The sequence below is a fragment of the Novosphingopyxis sp. YJ-S2-01 genome, from assembly GCF_016093175.1.
Classification (GTDB): Bacteria; Pseudomonadota; Alphaproteobacteria; order Sphingomonadales; family Sphingomonadaceae; genus Novosphingopyxis; species Novosphingopyxis iocasae.
On record NZ_JAEDAI010000001.1, the window covers coordinates 990880 to 1012186 of the forward strand.

General features: G+C 62.7%; 19 protein-coding genes. 12 read left to right on the plus strand and 7 right to left on the minus strand.

The features are described from left to right. Positions 1–2 precede the first annotated feature (2 nt). The 6 genes from I6A82_RS04850 (at position 3) to I6A82_RS04875 (ending at position 6239) form a co-directional block, all read left to right on the plus strand. Positions 3–815 (plus strand): DUF2163 domain-containing protein, encoded by an 813-nt coding sequence (locus I6A82_RS04850; RefSeq protein ID WP_198093972.1) that lies wholly within the window; start codon positions 3–5, stop codon positions 813–815. Next, complete coding sequence (locus I6A82_RS04855) at positions 815–1216, plus strand: peptidoglycan endopeptidase (RefSeq protein WP_198093973.1); 402 nt, start codon at positions 815–817, stop codon at positions 1214–1216. Before I6A82_RS04850 ends, I6A82_RS04855 begins: the two co-directional genes overlap by 1 nt. 3 nt (positions 1217–1219) lie before the next feature. Continuing rightward, the gene (locus I6A82_RS04860; protein WP_198093974.1) at positions 1220–3388 is read left to right on the plus strand and encodes a phage tail protein; all 2169 of its coding nucleotides are present in this window, start codon (positions 1220–1222) and stop codon (positions 3386–3388) included. Positions 3389–3400: 12 nt separating this feature from the next. Then, positions 3401–3856 (plus strand): DUF2793 domain-containing protein, encoded by a 456-nt coding sequence (locus I6A82_RS04865; protein ID WP_198093975.1) that lies wholly within the window; start codon positions 3401–3403, stop codon positions 3854–3856. A gap of 157 nt (positions 3857–4013) precedes the next feature. Continuing rightward, positions 4014–5111 carry an OmpA family protein gene (locus I6A82_RS04870; RefSeq protein WP_198093976.1) on the plus strand — a complete coding sequence of 366 codons (1098 nt, stop codon included), beginning with the start codon at positions 4014–4016 and terminating at the stop codon, positions 5109–5111. Between the two features lie 543 nt (positions 5112–5654). Then, positions 5655–6239, plus strand: a complete 585-nt coding sequence (locus I6A82_RS04875) for a superoxide dismutase family protein (RefSeq protein WP_198093977.1) — start codon at positions 5655–5657, stop codon at positions 6237–6239. Positions 6240–6251: 12 nt separating this feature from the next. On the opposite strand, the gene I6A82_RS04880 is transcribed toward I6A82_RS04875, so the two are convergent. Continuing rightward, complete coding sequence (locus tag I6A82_RS04880; protein ID WP_187335298.1) at positions 6252–7823, minus strand: MFS transporter; 1572 nt, start codon at positions 7821–7823, stop codon at positions 6252–6254. 72 nt (positions 7824–7895) lie between these two features. On the opposite strand from I6A82_RS04880, the gene I6A82_RS04885 reads away from it, so the two are divergent. Further along, complete coding sequence (locus I6A82_RS04885; protein WP_198093978.1) at positions 7896–8369, plus strand: low molecular weight protein-tyrosine-phosphatase; 474 nt, start codon at positions 7896–7898, stop codon at positions 8367–8369. On the opposite strand, the gene thpR is transcribed toward I6A82_RS04885, so the two are convergent. Continuing rightward, on the minus strand, positions 8354–8890 hold the full coding sequence (thpR, locus tag I6A82_RS04890) for an RNA 2',3'-cyclic phosphodiesterase (RefSeq protein WP_198093979.1): 537 nt from the start codon (positions 8888–8890) through the stop codon (positions 8354–8356). The two genes, I6A82_RS04885 and thpR, sit on opposite strands and share 16 nt — an antisense overlap. Before the next feature lie 124 nt (positions 8891–9014). Here thpR and I6A82_RS04895 point away from each other — a divergent pair, with 124 nt between their 5' ends. Both I6A82_RS04895 and I6A82_RS04900 read left to right on the plus strand, forming a co-directional pair. Then, a complete protein-coding gene (locus I6A82_RS04895; RefSeq protein WP_187335301.1) occupies positions 9015–9749 on the plus strand; it encodes a Bax inhibitor-1/YccA family protein in 735 nt (244 codons plus the stop codon). A 43-nt stretch (positions 9750–9792) separates the two neighbouring features. Next, positions 9793–10575 carry a hypothetical protein gene (locus I6A82_RS04900; protein WP_198093980.1) on the plus strand — a complete coding sequence of 261 codons (783 nt, stop codon included), beginning with the start codon at positions 9793–9795 and terminating at the stop codon, positions 10573–10575. A gap of 84 nt (positions 10576–10659) precedes the next feature. On the opposite strand, the gene I6A82_RS04905 is transcribed toward I6A82_RS04900, so the two are convergent. The 5 genes from I6A82_RS04905 to I6A82_RS04925 form a co-directional block, all read right to left on the minus strand. Further along, complete coding sequence (locus I6A82_RS04905) at positions 10660–12828, minus strand: transglycosylase domain-containing protein (protein ID WP_198093981.1); 2169 nt, start codon at positions 12826–12828, stop codon at positions 10660–10662. 100 nt (positions 12829–12928) lie between these two features. Beyond that, on the minus strand, positions 12929–14644 hold the full coding sequence (locus tag I6A82_RS04910) for a M1 family metallopeptidase (protein ID WP_232343293.1): 1716 nt from the start codon (positions 14642–14644) through the stop codon (positions 12929–12931). Positions 14645–14673: 29 nt separating this feature from the next. After that, the gene (locus I6A82_RS04915; protein ID WP_198093982.1) at positions 14674–15327 is read right to left on the minus strand and encodes an alpha/beta fold hydrolase; all 654 of its coding nucleotides are present in this window, start codon (positions 15325–15327) and stop codon (positions 14674–14676) included. 54 nt (positions 15328–15381) lie between these two features. Then, positions 15382–17712 carry an ATP-dependent Clp protease ATP-binding subunit ClpA gene (gene clpA, locus I6A82_RS04920; RefSeq protein WP_198093983.1) on the minus strand — a complete coding sequence of 777 codons (2331 nt, stop codon included), beginning with the start codon at positions 17710–17712 and terminating at the stop codon, positions 15382–15384. Between the two features lie 169 nt (positions 17713–17881). Beyond that, the gene (locus I6A82_RS04925) at positions 17882–18073 is read right to left on the minus strand and encodes a DUF1192 domain-containing protein (RefSeq protein ID WP_198093984.1); all 192 of its coding nucleotides are present in this window, start codon (positions 18071–18073) and stop codon (positions 17882–17884) included. Positions 18074–18165: 92 nt separating this feature from the next. Here I6A82_RS04925 and I6A82_RS04930 point away from each other — a divergent pair, with 92 nt between their 5' ends. The 3 genes from I6A82_RS04930 to I6A82_RS04940 all read left to right on the plus strand — a co-directional run bounded on the left by I6A82_RS04930 (position 18166) and on the right by I6A82_RS04940 (position 21292). Continuing rightward, a complete protein-coding gene (locus tag I6A82_RS04930; RefSeq protein WP_198093985.1) occupies positions 18166–19173 on the plus strand; it encodes an NAD(P)H-quinone oxidoreductase in 1008 nt (335 codons plus the stop codon). Positions 19174–19321: 148 nt separating this feature from the next. After that, positions 19322–20206: a UDP-2,3-diacylglucosamine diphosphatase gene (locus I6A82_RS04935; protein WP_198093986.1), complete on the plus strand. Its 885-nt coding sequence runs from the start codon at positions 19322–19324 to the stop codon at positions 20204–20206. Positions 20207–20260: 54 nt separating this feature from the next. Beyond that, on the plus strand, positions 20261–21292 hold the full coding sequence (locus I6A82_RS04940) for a glycosyltransferase family 4 protein (RefSeq protein WP_198093987.1): 1032 nt from the start codon (positions 20261–20263) through the stop codon (positions 21290–21292). Positions 21293–21307: the final 15 nt, after the last annotated feature.

The following is a 21307-nucleotide window of genomic DNA, read 5'->3' on the forward strand; positions in this document are numbered from 1 at the left end:
CCATGCCCCACTGGTTGGACGAACCATGCGCCACCACGGCTTATGTCTGGACGATGATCCGGCGGGACGGGGTGGCGCTTGGGTTCACGTCTCACGACCGCGATCTGGTGATCGACGGGCTGCTGCACCGGGCGGGACCCGGCATGGTGCCGAGCGCGATCGTTGAGACCGCGAAACTGGAAGGCGATGGGCTCGATATCGATGGCGGGCTCAGCAGCGCTGCGATCAGCGAGGCCGATCTGGACGCGGGGCGCTGGGACGGGGCCACGCTCGAAATCCAGCTGGTCGATTGGACCGACACCGCGAACCGGCGCTCGCTTGCCAAGGGTGAGCTGGGCGAACTCAGCCGCAGCGGCGGGGCGTTTCGTGCGGAGCTGCGCGGCCCCGCCGCCGCGCTGGACCGGCCGGTGGCACCGCGCACATCGCCCGGCTGCCGCGCGGATTTCTGCGGGCGGGAATGCGGGCTCGATGCCATGCGGTTCACTCGCGACTTCGTGGTGAGAGGCATCGAGGGTGAAAAGCTGACGCTTGGAGGGCTTGTCGATGGCGGGCTCTACCGTTTCGGGCGGCTGCGTTTCCTGTCGGGGGCGGCCTGCGGTATGATCCACGACATCGCGGACGGCGCGGGCGCTGACATCTGGCTCACCGAACCGCCTCGGTTGGTATTGGGGGAGGGCGTCCGCGCAATGCTCACCCAGGGCTGTGACCGTTCGATCGCGACTTGTGCGGGCCGTTTCGGCAATGCCGTCAATTTCCGCGGCGAGCCGCATCTGCCGGGCAATGATCTGCTCACCCGTTATCCGGGTGGGCGCTGATGAATCGGCAGGACATCTGCAACCGTGCCCTGGCATTGGTCGGCACGCGCTTCCGGATTGGCGGGCGCGACCGCGCGAGCGGGCTGGATTGCATCGGCCTTGCTGCGATGGCGCTGTACAGGGAGCTGCCGCTGCCATCGGGCTATCGTTTGCAGGGCGCGTCTGCGGATCGCTGGCACCGCTGGTTTGACCGGCACCAATTTGCCCATGTGCAGGGGGCGTTGGAGGCCGGCGATCTCGTGCTGGTGCGCGCGGGGCCGGTCCAGTTTCATCTGCTGGTCGCGGTACCGGACGGTTTTGTTCACGCCCATGCGGGCCTGCGCCAAGTGGTGTTTTTGCCCGGTACGCTTCTCTGGCCGATTGTTTCGGTCTGGCGCGCGCCGTTCATTTCCGGAGATTGACGCATGGCGACCATCGTCTTCAACGCTGTCGGCTTTGCGCTTGGCGGCCCGATCGGTGCTGCCATCGGCAGCCTTGCCGGACGCGCGCTGGATCAGACCATCTTCGGCGGGGCGAAAGGCAGGGAAGGGCCACGTCTGAAGGAGCTGGACGTGCAGACGTCGAGCTATGGCAGCGAAATCCCGGCCATGTTCGGCACCATGCGCGTGGCGGGCACGGTGATCTGGGCAACGCCGCTCAACGAACATGTCAGCAGCGATGGCGGCGGCAAAGGGCGGCCGAGCCAGACCAATTACAGCTATGGCGCGAGCCTTGCGGTCGCCCTGTCTTCTCGCCCGGCGGCGCAGGTCGGGAGGATATGGGCGGACGGCAATCTGCTGCGCGGCGCGGGCGGGGATTTCAAGGTGGAAACCGGCTTTCGCTTCCACACCGGCCATGGCGATCAAACAGCAGACCCATTGATTGCGCAAGCGGAAGGAACCGAGGCGCCGGCCTTTCGCGGAATTGCTTTTGCCGTGTTCGAGGATCTGCAGCTCGCCGATTATGGCAACCGCATCCCGTCGCTGAGCTTCGAGCTGATCGAGCGCGACGGATCGGTGCGCTTGGTGGAACTCGCGCGAGAGGCGAGTGCGGGCTACGTGGACGGAGATGCCGGCGATCAGGTGGGCGGCTTCGCGCTGGCTGGCAGTGCGCGGGATGCCGTCTCCTTTATTGCCGAGAGCGCGGCCCTTCGTCTCTCCCGCGATATGGCCGGATACCGGTTCGATGACGAACCTGTTTCCATCGGCAGTGCGGGAGACCCGGTCATCGCGATCGGGCGTGAAGCCGTCGACAGGCCGCAGCGCAGCCGCGCGCCGCTCGCTGATTTTCCGGCGGCGGTGGAGCTTCGCTATTATGATCCGGCGCGCGATTATCAGGCGGGCTTGCAACGAGCGCGGCGATCCGGGGGCGGGCAAGACGTGCGGCGGCTCGATTTTCCGGCGGCGATGGATGCTCATGCGGCCGCGAAGCTGGCGGAAACGCTTGCCCGGCGCTCTGGCGCGGAGCGTGAGCAACTGCGCATCGCCGTGCCTTATGGCGAGCAGGAGCCACGCGCCGGGCGTATGTTGGCGTTTGGCGGAGCAATCTGGGCTATCACCGAAGTCGAGCATCGCCGCGGTGCGATGATGCTCACCGCACGCGCGTTGGGAGCACGCACTCCGATCACTGCAACGGCGGTTCCCGGTCGTGCGATCCGCGAAGTGGACGAGGTGCACGGGCCGACAACGCTGCGATTGGTGGAGTTGCCCGATATCACGCGGCGTGGCGTAGACCGGCCGGTTGTCGCCGTCGCCGCCAATGGCGCGCAGGCGGGTTGGCGGCGCGCTGCGCTGTCGATCGGTTCGTCGATCGATGCGCTGCGACCAATCGGCCCGACTGCGCCCGCCGCCGTGATGGGCGTACTCGAAACCCCGCTTGCGCGCGGGAGTTTCGGCCTGGTTGATGTCAGGCAGGCCGTGATCATCCACTTGATCGGGGACGACCTTGCCCTCGGTGACGCTGACCGCGAGGCGCTTTTTACAGGCGCTAATCTCGCATCCATTGGAGGTGAAGTCGTCCAGTTCGAGCGTGCCGTCGCCCTGGGCGGCGGGCGTTACCGGATCGAGCGTCTCCATCGCGGCCTTTTCGGAAGTGCGGCGGATGAAGCGACAGCGGGTGCGGCTTTCCTGCTCCTGGAGATTGGCAGAATGCGGTTAGTGGACGAATGGGAGGTCGCTGCCGGATTGCCGCTCGTCGCCACCGCGGTTGGCGTGGGCGATACAACCCCGGCCGTCGAAAGGCTGACGTTGAATGGCCGCGCGACCTTACCACTCGCGCCCGTACATTTGACCGCAATATCGCAGGCCGACGGATCCTTGAACATCGGTTGGGTCCGTCGCTCGCGCATCGGTGCCGACTGGTCGCTCTTGGTGGAACCACCGCTTGGCGAGGATGTGGAGCACTATCGGATTGCGATCAGCGGGGCAGATGGCGTCTCTCTTGTCGATGATGAGTGCGCCGGGCCGGCTTATGCGATCGCGTCAGCTACCGTCGCGGCGTGGCGCGACCATGGGCGTTCGCCGATTAGGATCGCGGTGCGCCAGATCGGGCGCCACGGGCCTTCTACCGCTGCTGAATTCACCTGCCCTCTCTAAACGGAGATTATCATGACCGAACTGGCCAGTAGCCGTTTCGCCCTTCCTTTCCTGGCCTTGGCCCAAGCGCAGAAGGAGACGACGCATAACGAAGCGCTCGCGCTGATCGATATGCTGCTCCATCCGGTTTGCGAGGGAATCTCTGATGACCCTTCAATGCTTATGCCGCAACCGGGCCAGTGCTGGTGTGTCGGTGTGCAAGCTTCTGGGGCCTGGAGCGGGCATGCGAACCATTTGGCCGGCTGGACAGCGGGCGGGTGGCGGTTCGCGGCCCCGGTCGAGTCCATGCGCATTTTCGATCGCTCGTCCGGCGGATCGCTCGTTTACCGGGGCGGGGCGTGGTCGGCAGCGGATCATATCGTCTTGCCGTCGGGCGGATCGGTTATTGATGTCGAAGTGCGCGATTCGCTGGCGGCTCTTGTTACGGTCTTGGAACGAGCCGGGATTGTCGTTGCTACGGTTTCGTAATGATCGCGCCATGACCTGACATGATTTTTGCCCAGGAGGAGCGGAAAAAGTAGACATTTTCGCAACAGTGGGAACCAATGCCCGCTTGCGCCCGTTGCAGCGTCCGGATAGTAGATAACTACCGAATTTAGTTCCTAAATAGATAGAGGGGAATTTAATGCGTAAGCTAGCAATAGGTGTGGCGCTCGCCACCACCGCGCTCACGCCTGCCATGGCGCGTGACGGCGCGTGGTATGCCGGCGTTGAAGGCGGGCCCATGCTCGTCGAAGACACCGACTTCGACGTGAACGGTGTCAACGACGATCTGACGATCGATCATGATTACGGTTACAACTTCGACGGCATCGTCGGTTACGACTTTGGCGCGTTTCGTATCGAAGCCGAAGTTGGCTACCAGCGCGCCGATGCTGACGAGGTGATTACCGGCTCGCAAGGTATTGGCGGAAACCTCCTTGCCGGTTCGGTTAACGACGTCAACGGTTACACCGATGCGCTCAGCTTCATGCTGAACGGCATGCTTGACTTCGGTGACGACGACGGCATCCAGGGCTTCGTTGGCGGTGGTGCCGGTGTGGCTCGCGTGAAGCAGGTTGCAACGGTGGCGAATACGTTCGTGGACGATTCTGACACCGGTTTTGCTTGGCAGGCTATTGCGGGCGTTCGCGCTCCGCTGACCACCAACATCGACGTCGGCCTGAAGTACAAGTTCTTCAACGTTCCGAATGTGGACCTGGTGAGCAACCTTGGCGACACCTATGAGGGTCGTTATCGTTCGCACAGCATCCTTGGCAGCCTGATCTTCAACTTCGGCGCTCCTGAGCCCGTCGTTGCTCCGCCGCCGCCGCCGCCGCCGGCAGCAGCTCCGCCGCCGCCGCCGCCGCCGCCTGCAGCAGCTCCGCCGGCCTGCAACGAGGGTCCGTATCTGGTGTTCTTCGACTGGGATAAGTCGAACATCCGTCCGGACGCTGCTACCGTGCTCGATAACGCGGTTGCTCAGTATGCCAACTGTGGATCGGCGCGCGTCATGCTCGCTGGTTACACCGACACCTCGGGTACCGCACAGTACAACATCGGCCTGTCCGAGCGTCGTAACGCTTCGGTCCAGTCCTATCTGCAGTCGCGCGGCATCCCCGCTGCGCGTATCTCGAGCGAAGCATTCGGCGAAACGGACCTGCGCGTCCCGACCGCCGACGGCGTGCGCGAGCCGCAGAACCGTCGCGTTCGGATCACCTACGGCCCCGGCGCCGGTTACTGATCTCTCGCGATCCAATCGAAAATGGGAAAGGGCTGGTCGAAAGACCGGCCCTTTTCTTTTTGTATCCGTAGTTCCGGATTATTGGCTCGTTCGCCACTCATCTTGATCCGCTGTATTAGCGCGCCAGCCCGACCATAATGGCGGTGTTCCATGCTGAGCGATGCTCCGGTCATGCTCAGCGCCTTACACAGTGCTGACTATGGATTTCAGCGGTTCTCCCAGCGGTGTCTCTTCTGCAGCGCTGCCCAAATCGTACATTGCTCGTGCACGGTCCTGCGTAAATCAGTCAGAGCCGGCGGGTTTTCCTGAAAGCTGAACATCGAACGAGGTTTTCAGCCAAACGCCGTGAGTCAGTCCTGTTTCAGCGCTTTCGCTTCAGTCCGTGGCAATAGCTTAATCAGTGCAAACCGGCTTGTTCGCGCGTCCGCACATAGCGGCCTTATAGCAGGGAGGCGCTAGCCAGCTCCCCCAGCCGGATTTTCTCGCCGGAAACTTCAGTGTCCCTCGCTGGTTGAACCGACAACCATCACAGGGAGACAGCTTATGAAAATCATCGCCTTTGCAGCATCGTTCTCGGTCCTGGCATTGGCCGCGTGCGGCGAGCCTGCCTCGCAGGAGGAAACGAGCGAAGTCGCCACTGTTCCAGCAGGCGAGGCGACTTCCCCAGCCAGCGGCGAGACTGCCACCGCAATGTTGAAGACAGCCGACGGCAAGTCGGTGGGCGAAGCAAAAGTCATGCAGACCGCTTCCGGACTGGACCTTGTGCTCGACGTCAACGGAATGCCGCCTGGTAATCACGGTGTCCATATCCACACCACCGGACAATGCGATGCACCGGATTTCAAAAGCGCTGGAGGCCACTGGAATCCGACCAATAAGAGCCACGGCCTGAAAAGTGATAATGGCTCGCACATGGGCGATTTCGTCAACCTTGAGGTAGCCGCAGACGGGACGGGCCACCTAGAGCGTCCGATCGAGAACGCATCGTTGGAAAACGGCACTAATGCATTGCTAGACGCCGATGGCGCAGCGTTCATCGTCCACGAAGGTCAGGACGATCAGATGACCGATCCTTCGGGCGATAGCGGTGCCCGTCTTGCTTGCGGTGTGTTCACCAAGACCGGCTAATCCGCCGCGGTATCAAATGTCCTCGCCGGCCGCCCGGGCGCGCTCTTGTGCGCTCGCTTCCGCGGCCGGCAGCAGACGCGCCGCCATGATTGCGGCGATCAACGCGATCGGCGCTGTCAGCAGTAGCGACAACACCCCGGTCGAAAGACTGCTCGTCAACGCGGAAACACGTCCTGCAAGATAAGGACCTAAAGCAAGGCCGATCAGGGTCGTGCCAATGAAGAAGCTTGCCGTTGCGGTGCCGCGCATGCGCGGCAGAACCAGATCCTGCGTCGTGGCCGCCGCTGCCCCCAGCGCAGCACTTGCAAGCGCCTGAGCAGGAAACAGCATCGCGAAGAAGAGCGTTGCATTATCGGTGGTGAACGCAATGGCGATTGCCGGGATCGGAGCGATCGCGCCGAAAATTACCACCCATAGCCGTCCCGCCGCATGTTTTACGCGCAGCCGGTCGCCCACCCATCCGCCGGCGATAACGCCTAGAAAACCGGCCGATGCGCCAAGGCTGCCGACAATCCAGCCCACCTCGCTCTCAGAGACTGCAAAGGTGCGCAGCGCATAAGGGGATGCCCAGAAGCTGACCGAATAGCTGAGGAAGGCATTCAAGCCATAGGCCAGGACGGTGAGCAGGAAGGCCGGCGTGCCCAAGATAAGCGCGAATGTCGGCGGATCGCTACGCCGAAGAGCACTCGCCCAGCTATAAACCGCATAAGCACCGATCCCAACGGCGCTCCACTGCAGCACCGGTTCGCCCAGAGCGATCAGGCCGCAAACGATGCCTGTGACCAACAGGGCAACCGCGAGGTTGCGCAGGAGATTGCCCGAGCGCGCGGCGCCGATCAGCGTTAGGGGCGGGAGTATGGTGACGAGTTCGGCGAAAAAGTCCCGAAAGGGATGGGGACGGACCTTGCTTTCGATGCCCTCCGACTGTCCGCGAACGGGCTCACGCAAGGTGAAGACCCACAATGCGAGAAGAAGCCCCGGCAAGCCCACCGCCAGAAACGCCGCTTGCCAGCCCGCCAGTCCCAGCGGCGCCATCGCCTTGACGGGATAGGCCTCATTCCAGTTCTGAACCACCAGTCCACCCAGACCGAGCGACAGGCCGCCGCCAAGATAAAGGCCCGAGCTGTAAAGCGAAAGCGCAAGCCCGCGGCGCTTCTTCGGAAACCAGTCCGAAATCAGCGAATAGGCGCTGGGCGAGGCGGTCGCCTCGCCGATTCCGACTCCCACACGCGCGCCGGTCAGCATGGCGCCATTGCGGGCCAAACCGGACAATGCGGTCATGACCGACCAGAGGCTGAGGCCCAGCGTCATCAAGCGCACGCGGTGCCAGCTGTCCGCCAATCGGCCGAGGGGAATCCCGAACAGCGCGTAAAACACTCCAAAAGCAGTGCCGTAGAGGAAGCCGATGTCTCCATCGGTCAGGTTCAAGTCACGCTTCACATCTTCGGCAAGAATGCTCAGCACCTGCCGATCGATAAAGTTGAGAATATAAACGAGGATCAGGACGGAGAGCAGATACCAGGCATAAGCAGGCGTCTTGGCGTCGGGATCGATCGTCCCCTCTGCCGGTGCGGATGTTTGCATCGGGCCTCTCCTTGCCTCTTCCTGCCACCGCTGTAACAGAGCGTGGACCTTTGGCAATCATGAGGGTCACCGATGACCTTTCGCATTCTTTTCGTCTGTCTCGGCAATATCTGCCGCTCGCCTTTGGCGGAGGTTGCCCTGCAAGATGAAGCCGAGCGGCGCGGCCTTTCGATCGACGTCGACAGCGCGGGCACCGGAGACTGGCATATCGGTGATCCGCCGGACCCTCGCACGATCGAGGCCGCGCAGCGCCATGGCACTGATGCATCGTCTTTGCGGGCGCGGCAGGTGCGGGGAAGCGATTTTCGCGATTTCGACTGGATCGTCGCGATGGACCGCCAGAATCTGACTGATCTTCAAACGCTGGCGCCGAATGATGGGCAGGCCACGCTTCTACTTGCGCTTGATCTGGTTGATGGCCGCGAGGGGGAGAGCGTGCAGGACCCCTATCAATTTGGAAAGGCCGAGTTCGATGCGGCATGGCGCGACGCTGTGCTGATCGCAAACGCCATCGCCGACCGGGTGGAGGCTCAGTCGAGCAAGTAGCCGGCCACCGGCTCGTAATGCGATCCGTGTCGGCTGAGCCGGCTTTCGAACAGGGTAAATTCCCGCACCGTGAAGGCCGGCACCCTCAGGGCGGCCTGTGCCGCCAGAAAATCTCCGATCGGACCGCTGCTCGTGTTAAGCCGTGCAAGCGTAATGTGCGGCAGAAACTTGCGGTGCTCATCTTCATGTCCGCAGGCATTGCAGACACGGTCTATCTTGCGCTTGAGCGTCATCAACGGCTCGCTCGGTAGCACGCGCGCCCATACCGCCCTGGGCTTTCCCTTGCGCTCGAAATGTCCGACGCCTTCGATCGCGACGTCGAACGGCTCCATACGGATCCCGCCCAGGGCTTCGCCCAGCTCATTCGCCTCCGGCCGCGCTACGTCGCCCAGAAAGCGCAAGGTGATGTGAAGCTGGCCATCGTCCTGCCAGCGCGCATCCTCAATATGCTCCATCGCGTCGAGAAGCGCGTCGCGGACATTTTCAGGCGGGCGCAAACCGATGAACAGGCGGTGGGACATGGACGGCGCAGGATAGCGGGAGAAAGCCGCGGCGCAATGACTTGAAAATCACTCGCATAAAGGTGATATTCACCGGGCGTGTGGCAATGCTGTCACATACGAAAACCTTAGGAGTTTCCTTATTATGGCATGGCCCGATCCAAGAGCGACCGGCGCACGTACCTATCCCGGACAGGCCGGTACCGGCGAAGCCTTCGACGAAGGTCTGCGCGCCTATATGTTGAAGATTTACAATTACATGGCGAGCGGCGTTCTGCTGACCGGCGTGGTCGCGATGCTGTTTGCACGTTCGGGCATGGCCGAGCAGGTTCTGCTTGGCGGCGGCGCGCTGGCATGGATCATCATGCTCTCACCGCTCGCTATCGTGTTCGCGATGAGCTTCGGCCAGGGCAAGTTCTCTGCCGGAACGCTGCAAGCGATGTACTGGGGCTTTGCCGTGCTGATGGGCCTTTCGCTCAGCAGCATCTTCCTGATGTATACCGGCGCGTCGATTGCCACGACCTTCTTCGCCACGGCAGGCGCCTTCGCGGGTCTCAGCCTCTATGGCTATACCACGAAGAAGGATCTGAGCGGATGGGGCACATTCCTTATCATGGGTGTGGTCGGCTTGATCGTCGCCAGCATCGTGAATATCTTCCTGGGTTCGACGGTTCTCGATCTCGCGATCAGCGCGATTGGCGTGCTAATCTTCGCAGGCCTCACCGCCTACGATACCCAGAAGCTGAAGAGCCTTTACCAGGCGGTGCGCGGTACGGAATTCATGCAGAAGGTCGTGATCATGGGGGCGCTGAACCTCTATCTCGATTTCATCAACATGTTCTTGTTCCTCCTGCGCTTCATGGGTGCGGCGCGCGATTAAGCGCCAGCCCATTCAGCCTCGATAAACGGACGCCCGGCCAGCCATGCTGCCGGGCGTTTTGTTGTCTCCGTTCGTCACAAGGGGGTTTCCAAAGACTCCCCGCAATGTCACACGGATGGCCAGTGTTTCGAGAGGGTTAAATTTCATGTCGAAGACCGTCGCCCGGGCTGCGTTACTGGCCGGACTGACCACCTTGGCGGCTTGCGCGGCGCCTCCGCCGCCAGCGCCGCCTCCGCCGCCGATCATCGTTCCCTCCGCGGCTCCGCCACGGCCGATCCCGCCGCTCGGAGCGGCCACCGGCATGTATATCCCGCCCAAGGGCGTCGACGATGTGCGGATGACGCCCAATCGCGGCCTGGAAACGGATGAGGTTGTGTGGAACTTCCGATCCGCCTTCAATGTCGCGGCGCTGAACTGTTTGCAGCCGAAATATCTGCGCTTCGCGGACGATTATAAGAACTATCTGAATGCCCATGAGGCTTTGCTCAGCCAGGTCAACCGGCGGTTGGATACGGCCTTTCGTGCCCGTTATCCTGCGGGCGACTCCAATCGCATTCGCGATACGTCGATGACGGATCTCTACAATTATTTCTCGCTGCCGCCGGTTACCGGCAAGTTCTGCGATCTGATGCTGGAGCTCGCTCCGCAATCGTCGCAGGTTTCGTCTGATCAGCTGCCGGCATTCTCCGCTCAGGCACTCTCGCAGATCGATAACCTTTTCGTGGAATTCTACGACGATTATGCGGAGTATCAGCGCCGCCTTGCTGCCTGGGAAGAGCTCTACGGTAAGCTCGGCCGGGTAACGGTTATTCCTGACGCCCAATAATGGGGAACGAAAAAGGCCGGCGCGTTGCGTCGGCCTTTTTCGTTTCAGGGCGCGGCTGCGCGTTCGCCTGATTGTTCCCTTTGATTATTGCCCTCTAGGCGGCTGCTGCGCGGCCTCCTGAGCGCGGCCCTGGGCCTCTGCCTGCCGCGCCGCATCCTCCACCGCGCGCTCGATCTGGTCGCGCCGTCGATCGAGCTGGTCCAGGCGGCGCTGCGTCTCCTCATTCGGCTGAATACGCACGCCTTCCCGTCCAATCCTGACGGCATTGCCGTTGATGTTGCCTTCGACTGACAGATCGCCGTCCGGCCCGATGTCCAGGTTACCGGGCAGCTCGAAATCGGGGATGGTATCCCCTTCCTCTTCGATCGGTGCAGGCTCTGGCGCGACGCGCGGCGCTGCGCCGGGAATCGCCCCAATCATAAAATCCTTCCACATCCGCGCAGGCACGCCGCCGCCGCTGGCGCGGCCCAGGGAGCTGTTGTCGTCCTTGCCGATCCAGACGCCGACGACCAGATCGCCCGCAAAGCCCACGAACAGCGTATCGCGGCTGTCCTGGCTCGTGCCAGTCTTGCCGAATGCCGGGATTCCCAGTGCCGCGGCCCGGCCGGTGCCGCTGGCGATATTGGCGGCCAGCAGGTCGCGCATTTCCTCGCGGGTGCGCGAGCCGATGTCCTGCTTGCCGTCGAGCAGTTTGTCGAAAAATCCCTTTTCGCTGCGCGGTAAAGCGTGCGGTTCCACCGGGGCATAGTCCGCTGCGATGCCGGCAAAGGCGGCGGTGAGATCCACCAGACTGACGCCAGCGGTGCCGAGCGCCACGCTGGCATTGGCGGGCAACTCCTCTTCGATGCCGAGAGACCGCGCGGCGCGCGCGATCGCGTCCGAGCCCAGTTGCTTGTACAGCTTGACCGCAACGACATTGCTGGAGGCGGCGAACGCGTCGCGCAGCGTGATTTGCCCGCGGTAGCGACCGCCCGCATTTTCAGGCCGGTAGTCTCCGCTCGTGATCGGGCTGTCGTCCACGATGGTGTCGGGCGTCATTCCGCTCTGCAGCGCCGCGAGATACACGATAAGCTTGAAAGTGGACCCAGGCTGGCGGCGCGCCTGTACGGCGCGGTTGAACTTGGACGTCTCATAATCCTTGCCCCCCACCATGGCGACCACGTCCCCATTCGTCCGCATCGCCACGATCGCCACCTGCGCGCCTGCCGGTGTGGAACGGCGCGCGATCCGCTGCGCGAGGGCCTGCAGGCGCCGGTCGAGCGTCGTGCGGACATGCACCGTTTCATAGCCCGCATCCTCGGTCACCGCGCGCGCCTGACCGAGCGCCCAGTCCGCGAAATAGGAGCCTGCTGGGGCCGTCTGATCTGCACGGTGGTCGATCACCGCCGGTCTGACTGAACGCGCCGCATCGGGCGTAAGATAGCCGGCGTCCGCCATGGCGGAGAGCACCACCTTCTCGCGTGCAACGGCCCCCTTGTAATTGCGCGTGGGTGCCAGCGTGGACGGGGCCTTCACCAGCCCCGCCAGCATTGCCGCCTGCGTCAGCGTCAGCCGCTCCGGCTGGCGGTAGAAATAATGGAGCGAGGCGGCGCGCAGGCCGTAAACATTGTCGCCGAAATAGGCGTTGGAGAGGTAGCGCTCCAGAATCTCGTCCTTGGTTAGCCACGCCTCCAGCCACAGCGCGATCGGCACCTCCTTCAGCTTGCGCGCGACCGTGCGATCGAGCTTCAGATAGCTGAGCTTGGCGAGCTGCTGCGTAATCGTGCTGCCGCCCTGTTGCTCGTCCGAGCTAATATTGGTCCAGAGAGCGCGCGCAATGCCACGCGGATCGATGCCCCAATGGTCGTAGAAACGGCGGTCTTCAGTGGCGAGGAAAGCATCGACCAGATGGGGCGGGAGTTTGGCGATATCGACCGGCGCGGCCATGATCGGTCCTTTGCGCGCAATCGCTTGGCCATCGGAGGTTTCAAGGACAATCTGCGGCGGCACCAGCGGCTTGGCCGTACGCGAGACCGGCACGAACAGCAGCAGCCAGCAAAGCAGCAGTACAAACGCCGCGAACGCGGCATAGCCTGCCCATTTAAGGTAGCGCCAACGCCAATGGCGGCGCAGCCAGCCGCGCTTCGGCTGCTCTTCCTCGAGCGGAGGCAGAGGCGCAGCCCCGGCACCGTAATCGTCCCAGTCGGTCGTGCCTGCGGGACCGGGCTGTGCGTACCCGCCGCCGCGGGGCAAGTCTCTGTAGCCTTCGCTCATCTCTACTGTGTTAGAGTAATAGGACAGATCGGGCGAGAATTATTTCGCATTGCGTCGCGCCGGTGGACGAGGGTGCCTTGCGCAGCGCTGAACCGGGCGCTCACTCCGCCGTTTGCGCCGCCTGCCATGCCTGGAACGCATCGATATCGTCCGACTGGCGCAGAATCCTGGCGTGCGGATCGAGCACGACATGCGCGTCGGGTGAGGGCAGTTCCACGCTGCCGCGATTGCCCTCCATATCGACCGTCAACGGCGTGCCGTCCGCCCAGATTTCGACCGGCATGGGGAAAGGCAGATCGTCCGGCGTCTGCCAAACAAGGTCCAGCGTCGTGCCGTTGCGGCTCGTGACCAGCTTGGGCAATTCCGCCCGGCGCAGATAGATATCGAAGAACCAACCGAGATCGCGGCCCGCCTCTTCGCTGGCGATCCGCTGAAATTCGGTGCTGGAGCCGAAGCGCGGTTCGAAATTGCCGGGCGCTGGATCGGGCCGACCGTAAACTTCGCGCCGCAGCGTTCGGAAAAAGGCTTCGTCGCCGATCAGTTCGCGCAGGCTGTGCGCGACCCAGCTGCCCTTCACATAGATATCGAGGCCCGGGCCATCCGCATCGTTATAGACCTGATCTTCGGTTCGCGGTTGGCCCGAGACGAGCGGGAAGCGATTCTTGATCTGCGCGCGTTGCTTGGCGAGCGCGGCCATATAAGGCATCTCGCCGCCGCGCCAACGCAGGTAAAGCGGCTGCATATAACTGCCGAGCCCTTCGTGTAGCCACATATCGTCCCAATTCTCATTGGTGAGCTGGTTGCCGAACCATTCGTGGCTGAATTCGTGGTGGAACAGCCAGTCATATCCCTCGGCGGACTTCTTATAGCCATTGCCATAGGCGTTGATCGTCTGGTGCTCCATGCCGAGATGCGGCGTCTCCACCACGCCCATCTTTTCATCGCCGAAGGGGTAGGGGCCGATGGTGCTTTCGAAGAAATCGAGCGTCGGCGCGAATTCGCTGAACAACTCCTCCGCCTGCGCCTGTTCGCCGGGCAGGAACCAATAGGTCATCGGAATGACGTTGCCGAACCGGCTTCGATAGTCTGCGCCGATGCTTTCATAGGGCGCGATGTTAAGCGCGATGGCATAATTGTTCGGATGCTGCGCGCGCCAGTTCCAGGTGACGGTGCCGTCGGCATTGTCCTGCTTGCCGATGAAGCGGCCGTTCGAAGGCGCGGCGAGACCTTGCGGCACGGTGATGTGGAGATCGACCGTATCGATCTCGATCTCGCTGCTGTCGAAGCAGGGCCAGAACAGATCGCAGCCTTCGCCCTGCACTGCGGTTGCGATCCAAGGCGCGCCGCCGGGCGTCTTCGACCAGACGAAGCCGCCATCCCACGGCGCGCGGACCGCAACATGCGGCGTGCCGGCATAGCGGATGCGCAGCTTCAGTTCTTCGCCTGCCCGATAGTTTCGGGGTAGGCGGATGGTGAGCTGGCCTTCCGGATTGTTCCATGCGGACGCGGGGCGGGGCTTGCCGTCCACATCGATCGCAGAGACCGGCAGATTGCGGTCGAGGTCGAACCGGATCGTGCGGATCGGTTTTTCCACCTTCAACGTCAGTGTCGCGTCGCCGGTAATGCTCTGCGTCTCCGGATCGATGCGCCAGCTCAGGTCCGCATGGGTGAAGTCGACGGATTGCTGCTCGGGCGTCAACGGCAGGCCGGTTTCGGCGGTGCGCTCCGTCAGCGGCGGCTGGCCGGGATCGACCGCGAGGGCGGGGGAGGCAAGCGCCGCAATCAGCGCCATCAACGGAAGCGGGAAACGGAGCATGGCGGTCCTTTGAAGTGGAAAGGGGTCCGTCAGCTTTTGCGCGCGAACTTCCCGTGCCGCAAGAAATGAACGATCTGACCCTGTACCGTGCGGTTCCACATCATGCCGCTGTGCGACACCGGCAGCACGATATGGTCGTCCTCGCCCTCCAAATGGGTCGAGGCGACGGACACCGCGCCGTCATGCGGGCCAGGCATTATGCGCTGCGAAATGAAGGGCAGGCCGTAAGGCCGGTCGCCAGCGATGATGCCGAGCGGATAGTCGGGCTGGCCCATCAGGGTCTCCACCCGCTCAGGTCTTCGCAGCGACAAAACTTCCTCGGCAGGACCGAAAAAGGCACCGCCGATGCGCGCGGCGGCGAGTAGGTCCACCCACTCGCTGCCATGATGCGGCGGCCCCAGCATCACGACCTTGCCCATCTCCGCAGGTCTTGCTCGCGCGATCAGCGCGCGTGCCACCAGCCCGCCCATGCTGTGCGTTACGAAATGGACCGGGCCTTTGCCAGCGCCGCGTAGCGCCGGGAGCAGGTCTTCGACGATCTGCTCAAAGGCGTGCGCGCGAGATCGATAGGGCGGTGAGGCTGTATCGAACCCTGCCTTTCGCAGCGAGCGCTCCACCGGCAGCATGGTGATAGGCCGCATGAAGAAGCCATGCAGCAGGATGACGGTGCCGGGATCTGTCATGATGATAGATGCAGAAAGGGCGGCGAACCGATCGGTTCGCCGCCCCCAGCTTTCTTATTCCGCTTCGCTCGGCTTCTTGGGCTTGGTCTTTTTCTTCTTCTTGCCTTTGCCCTTGGGCGGTGCCGGCGTGATTTCGAAGGTCGGTTGGTCTTCCTTCACACGGACGCTCACTTCGCCGCCATGTTCGAGCTTGCCGAACAGCAGTTCCTCGGCGAGCGGCTGCTTGATCTTCTCCTGAATGAGGCGGCCCATCGGGCGCGCGCCATAGAGGCGGTCATAACCGCGTTCGGTGAGCCAAGCCTTGGCATCCTCGTCCAAGCTGATGTGAACGCCCTGGTCTTCCAGCTGCATTTCCAGCTGCAGGATGAATTTTTCCACGACGCGGCCGACGACCTCCGTCGGCAGATAGGCGAACGGCACGATTGCATCGAGGCGGTTGCGGAACTCCGGCGAGAACAGGTTTTTTACCGCCTCTTCGCTGGCATCTTCCTTCGAAATGTTGGTGCCGAAGCCGATGCCTTCCTTGGCCATGTCGCTGGCGCCCGCGTTCGTCGTCATGATCAGGATGACGTTGCGGAAATCCACCGTCTTGCCGTGGTGATCGGTCAGGCGGCCGTTATCCATCACTTGGAGCAGGATGTTGAACAGGTCCGGATGGGCCTTCTCGATTTCGTCGAGCAGCAGCACCGAATGCGGGTTCTGATCGACCGCATCGGTCAGTAGGCCGCCCTGATCATAGCCGACATAGCCCGGAGGCGCACCGATCAGGCGGGAGACGCTGTGGCGCTCCATATATTCGCTCATGTCGAAGCGTTTTAGCGGAATGCCGAGGATCGAGGACAGTTGGCGCGCGACTTCCGTCTTGCCGACGCCGGTGGGGCCGGAGAACAGATAGTTGCCGATCGGCTTGTCCGGATCGCGCAGGCCTGCCCGGCTGAGCTTGATCGCGCTGGACAGAACTTCGATCGCCTTGTCCTGGCCGAACACGACGCGCTTCAGATCGCTCTCCAGATTGGCGAGCGAGGACTTGTCATCGCTCGACACCTGTTTGGGCGGGATGCGCGCCATCGTCGCGATCACCTTCTCGATCTCTGCAGGAGTGATCATCTTGCGGCGGCGGCTCTGCGGCAGCAGCATCTGCATTGCGCCGACTTCGTCAATCACGTCGATCGCTTTGTCGGGCAGCTTACGGTCATTGATGTAGCGCGCCGAAAGCTCCACCGCGCTGCGGATCGCATCGGGCGTATACTTTACATTGTGATGCTCTTCGAACGCGCTGCGAAGTCCTGCGAGGATCTTCACCGTGTCCTCGATCGTCGGCTCGTTCACGTCAATCTTCTGGAACCGGCGCAGCAGCGCGCGATCCTTTTCGAAATGGTTGCGGAACTCCTTGTAGGTTGTGGAGCCGACGCAGCGGATCGAGCCGTTGGAGAGCGCAGGCTTTAGCAGGTTCGAGGCATCCATGGCCCCGCCGCTGGTCGCGCCCGCACCGATCACGGTGTGAATCTCGTCGATGAACAGCACCGCATGCGGCAGCTTTTCCAGCTCCGAGACGACCGACTTCAGCCGCTCCTCGAAATCGCCGCGATAGCGGGTGCCGGCGAGCAGCGCGCCCATGTCGAGCGAGTAGATCGTCGCTTCCTTCAGCACGTCGGGCACATTGCCTTCGTGGATGCGGCGCGCGAGCCCTTCGGCGATGGCGGTCTTGCCCACGCCCGGTTCGCCCACATAGAGCGGATTGTTCTTGGAGCGGCGGCACAGGATCTGGATGGTGCGGTCCACCTCCAGCGACCGGCCGATCAGCGGATCGATCTTGCCAGCGGCGGCCTTGGCGTTGAGATCGACGGTGAATTGTTCGAGCGCGCCGTCTTTCTTGGACTTGCCGTCCTTGTCTTCGGCTTTTTCGCCCTGTTCGGCGGGCTCTTCGCTGGCCTCGACCGCACCGTTCTTGCCGACGCCGTGGCTGATGAAGCTGACCGCATCGAGGCGGCTCATATCCTGCTGCTGCAGGAAATAGACGGCATAGCTTTCGCGTTCGGAAAAGAGTGCCACCAAGACATTGGCACCGGTGACGAGGTCCTTGCCAGAGCTCTGCACATGCAGGATCGCGCGCTGGACCACGCGCTGAAATCCGCTGGTGGGGGAGGGGTCCACCTTCTTGCCCGTGACGCGCAAGCTGTCGAGCTCGGTATCGAGATAAGTGGTGACGGCCTCGCCCAGTTCACCCAGATCAACGCCGCAGCTCTGCATGACCTTGGCAGCATCGTTGTCCTCGATCAGCGCGAGGAGGAGATGCTCGAGCGTGGCATATTCGTGCCGCCGGTCCGAGGCGTTCATGAGCGCCTGGTGCAGGGTTTTTTCAAGTGATTCGGTGAAGCTAGGCATGCTGGTCTCCGGGAGCGGCCGGCGGGCCGCGATGGGTGCGAGCGGTCGGTTCACATGATGACCGGCTTTCGCAATGGTTCAAGGATAATGTCGGAAATGCGGGGCCGACTTTCAACGGGTGGCCCGTCGCGGACGGCTGAAGGACGGCTGGCGCGCTCGCCCGGAGCGTTCAACGTTTGAACAGCGCGTCGGCACTCGCGCGGTGATGGACCGCGGCCTTTTTCTTCGCCTCGCAGCGCGCGATCTCGCCGTGGAGGGCAGCAATGCGGGCATCGAGCTCGGTCACCGACAACGGGTCCAGGTCCTCACGCAGCAGCTGCGTCAGCGGCGCGGAGGGGCGTGGTTCGTCGGACTCGGTCATCAGGGGAAATGTTGACGCGGGGGCGGCATATGTCAATAACCTGGCCGGATATCGCAGCGGGGGGCTGCTGATGTGACAGAAGGGCAAGTGCGATGAGCCGAAGTGCCGACCTTCCCGGGACCATGACCTGCGTCGAGATCGGCGAGCCGGGCGGGCCGGATGCGCTGAAACCGGCCGAGCGAGCGGTGCCGCGCCCGCAGGAGGGTGAGGTGCTGATCCGCGTTGCCGCCGCCGGTGTCAACCGGCCCGACGTGCTCCAGCGCAAGGGGAATTACCCCCCGCCGCCCGGTGCTTCCGATCTGCCTGGCCTGGAAATCGCCGGAGAAATCGTCGCATTGGGTGAAGGCGTGGGCGAGGAAATGCTCGGCCAGCCGGTTTGTGCCCTGGTGTCCGGCGGCGGCTATGCCGAATATTGTACGGCCCCTGTCGGCCAGTGCCTGTCCGTGCCAGAAGGTGTGAGCATGGAAGAGGCCGCCGCGCTTCCCGAGACGCTGTTCACCGTGTGGCACAATGTGTTCGAACGGGGCTATGCGGCGCAGGGCGAGCGGCTGCTCGTCCATGGCGGTACCAGCGGCATCGGAACCATGGCGATCAAGCTTGCCAAGCTATTCGGCATCACCGTGTACGTCACCTGCGGATCGGACGAGAAATGCGAAGCCGCTGAGAAAGTGGGCGCGGACGCTGCGATCAATTACAAGTCGAGCGATTTCGTCGAAGAGATCAAACGGTTGACCGACGGCAATGGCGTGAATGTCGTTCTGGACATGGTGGGCGGGGATTATGTGCCGCGCAATATCCAGTGCCTTGCCGAAGACGGGCGGCACGTATCGATTGCGTTTCAGCGCGGTATGAGCGCGGAGATTTCGATCGTTCAGATCATGCAGCGACGTCTGGTCTTGACGGGTTCGACCCTGCGCGCGCGTGATACCGGCTTCAAGACGCTTCTGGCGGACGAGATCGCGAACAATGTCTGGCCGTTCGTGGAAGAGGGCAAGCTGCGCGCGGAAATCGACAAGGTCTTTCCGCTAAAAGAAGCGGCGGCGGCGCACGCGCACATGGAAGCGGGCGACCATATCGGAAAGATTATCCTCAAGACCTGACAAGTCTTGTGTGGCGCCCGCGTCAGTAAACAGAATGTCGGCGACAGGTGAAATGTCAAAAAACTTTCACCGCATCTCGCTTCCCCTGTCATAAACCCCGTGCATCGGACGGTTCCGGGAACCGAATGATCTGGGAAGGGGAGCGTCGATGAATGCTCTGGCCGACTTTTCCGCCGCGCTCGATGAAAAGCTCTATGACGAACGCCTGCGTCTGCAGCCGAAGGCGCGCGACATTCATCGGAAGAAATATCGTACCGTCTGGATTTCGGACGTTCATCTCGGCACGCGCGGCTGCAACGCGGAACTCCTCATCGATTTCCTCGACCATGTCGACAGTGAAACGATGTATCTGGTGGGCGACATCATCGACGGCTGGCGCCTCAAGAAGAAGTTCTACTGGCCCGCGGCGCATAATGACATCGTCTGGCGCATCCTGAAACGCGCCAAGCGCGGCACGCGGATCGTCTACGTGCCTGGCAATCATGACGAGATGTTCCGCCAGTTCACCGGCCTGAATTTCGGCGGGGTGGAGATCAAGCGCGCCGCCTTCCACGATACCGCGGACGGGCGGCGCCTTTTGATCCTGCACGGCGATGAGTTCGACACGATCATGCTGGCTCACCGCTGGCTCGCCTTCGTGGGGGACACCGCTTATGAGCTGATGATGCGGCTCAACCACGTCACCAATCTGGTGCGAAAGCGGCTGGGGATGCCTTATTGGTCGCTGTCCAAGGCGGCCAAGCACAAGGTTAAGAATGCGGTGGAGTTCATCTCCCGCTTCGAGGAGCTGGTCGCGCGAGCGGCGCAGAACCGCGGCGTTGACGGCGTGGTCGCCGGCCACATCCACACCGCCGAATACCGCCGGATCGACGGCATTGATTACTATAATGATGGCGACTGGGTGGAGGGGTGTACCGCGCTGGTGGAACATTTCGATGGTCGCATGGAAATCCTCCACTGGGCCGATGAAGTCGCCCGGCGTGAGCAGGAAGATGCGCTGGAGGCTGAGCCCATGCTGGAAGCCGCCGAGTGATCCCGGATCGCGGCCATCGCCGGAGCTTTCGCGGCCCGGCTAGGTTTTAAGGCGATGAAGATCGCCATCGTCACCGATGCCTGGCACCCGCAGGTCAACGGCGTGGTCCGCACGTTGACCAGCGTGAGCCGGCAATTGCGCGATATGGGTCATGATATCCTTGTGATCTCGCCCGATCAGTTCGCCAATTTCCCCTGTCCGACCTATCCGGAAATTCGCCTCGCGCTCGCCAGCAGCCGGACGGTTGGTCAAATGCTGGAGGCGTTCGCGCCCGATGCGATCCACCTTTCCACCGAAGGGCCGCTCTGCCTTGCCGCCAGACGTTGGTGCATTCGCGAAGGCCATGCCTTCACCACCGCCTTCCACACCATGTTTCCCGATTATGTCGCGCGGCGAACGGGCATGTCGCCGGAGTGGATCTGGCCACTCATGCGCCGTTTTCATGCGCGTTCCGCCCGCGTGATGGTGGCTACCGACAGCATCGCAGAGCAGCTTCGCGCACATGGCATCACGCATCTGGCGCACTGGGGCAGGGGCGTCGATCTAGATGACTTTTCACCCACCGCGCCGCGCCCTGCGCTGTTTGACGATCTGCCGCGCCCCATCCTGCTCTATGTCGGCCGCGTGGCGGTGGAGAAGAATGTCGAGGCTTTCCTCGCGGCTGATGTGCCGGGCAGCAAGGTGGTGGTGGGTGATGGACCCGCACGCGAGGAGCTGGAGGCGAAGTTCGGCGAGGCACATTTTCTCGGCCCCAAGTCGGGCGCGGAGCTGGCTGGTTGCTACGCCGGGGCGGATTGCTTCGTCTTTCCCTCGCGCACCGACACCTTCGGGCTTGTCATGATCGAGGCTCTGGCCTGCGGCACGCCCGTTGCCGCCTATCCGGTGCCAGGCCCGCTCGACGTGCTGGAACCGCAGGTCGGGGCAATGTCCGAGCGGCTGAAGGAGGCCATTGCCGCCGCTCTTCCGCTCGATCGCGCCGACTGCGCCGCTTATGGATCGCGTTTCACCTGGGAGGCGAGCGCACGCCAGTTTCTCTCCGCTCTGGAGCCTTCGGTGGACTCGTTTGGGGCCGATCGAGCGGCCTGAACGCGGGCGCTGTCA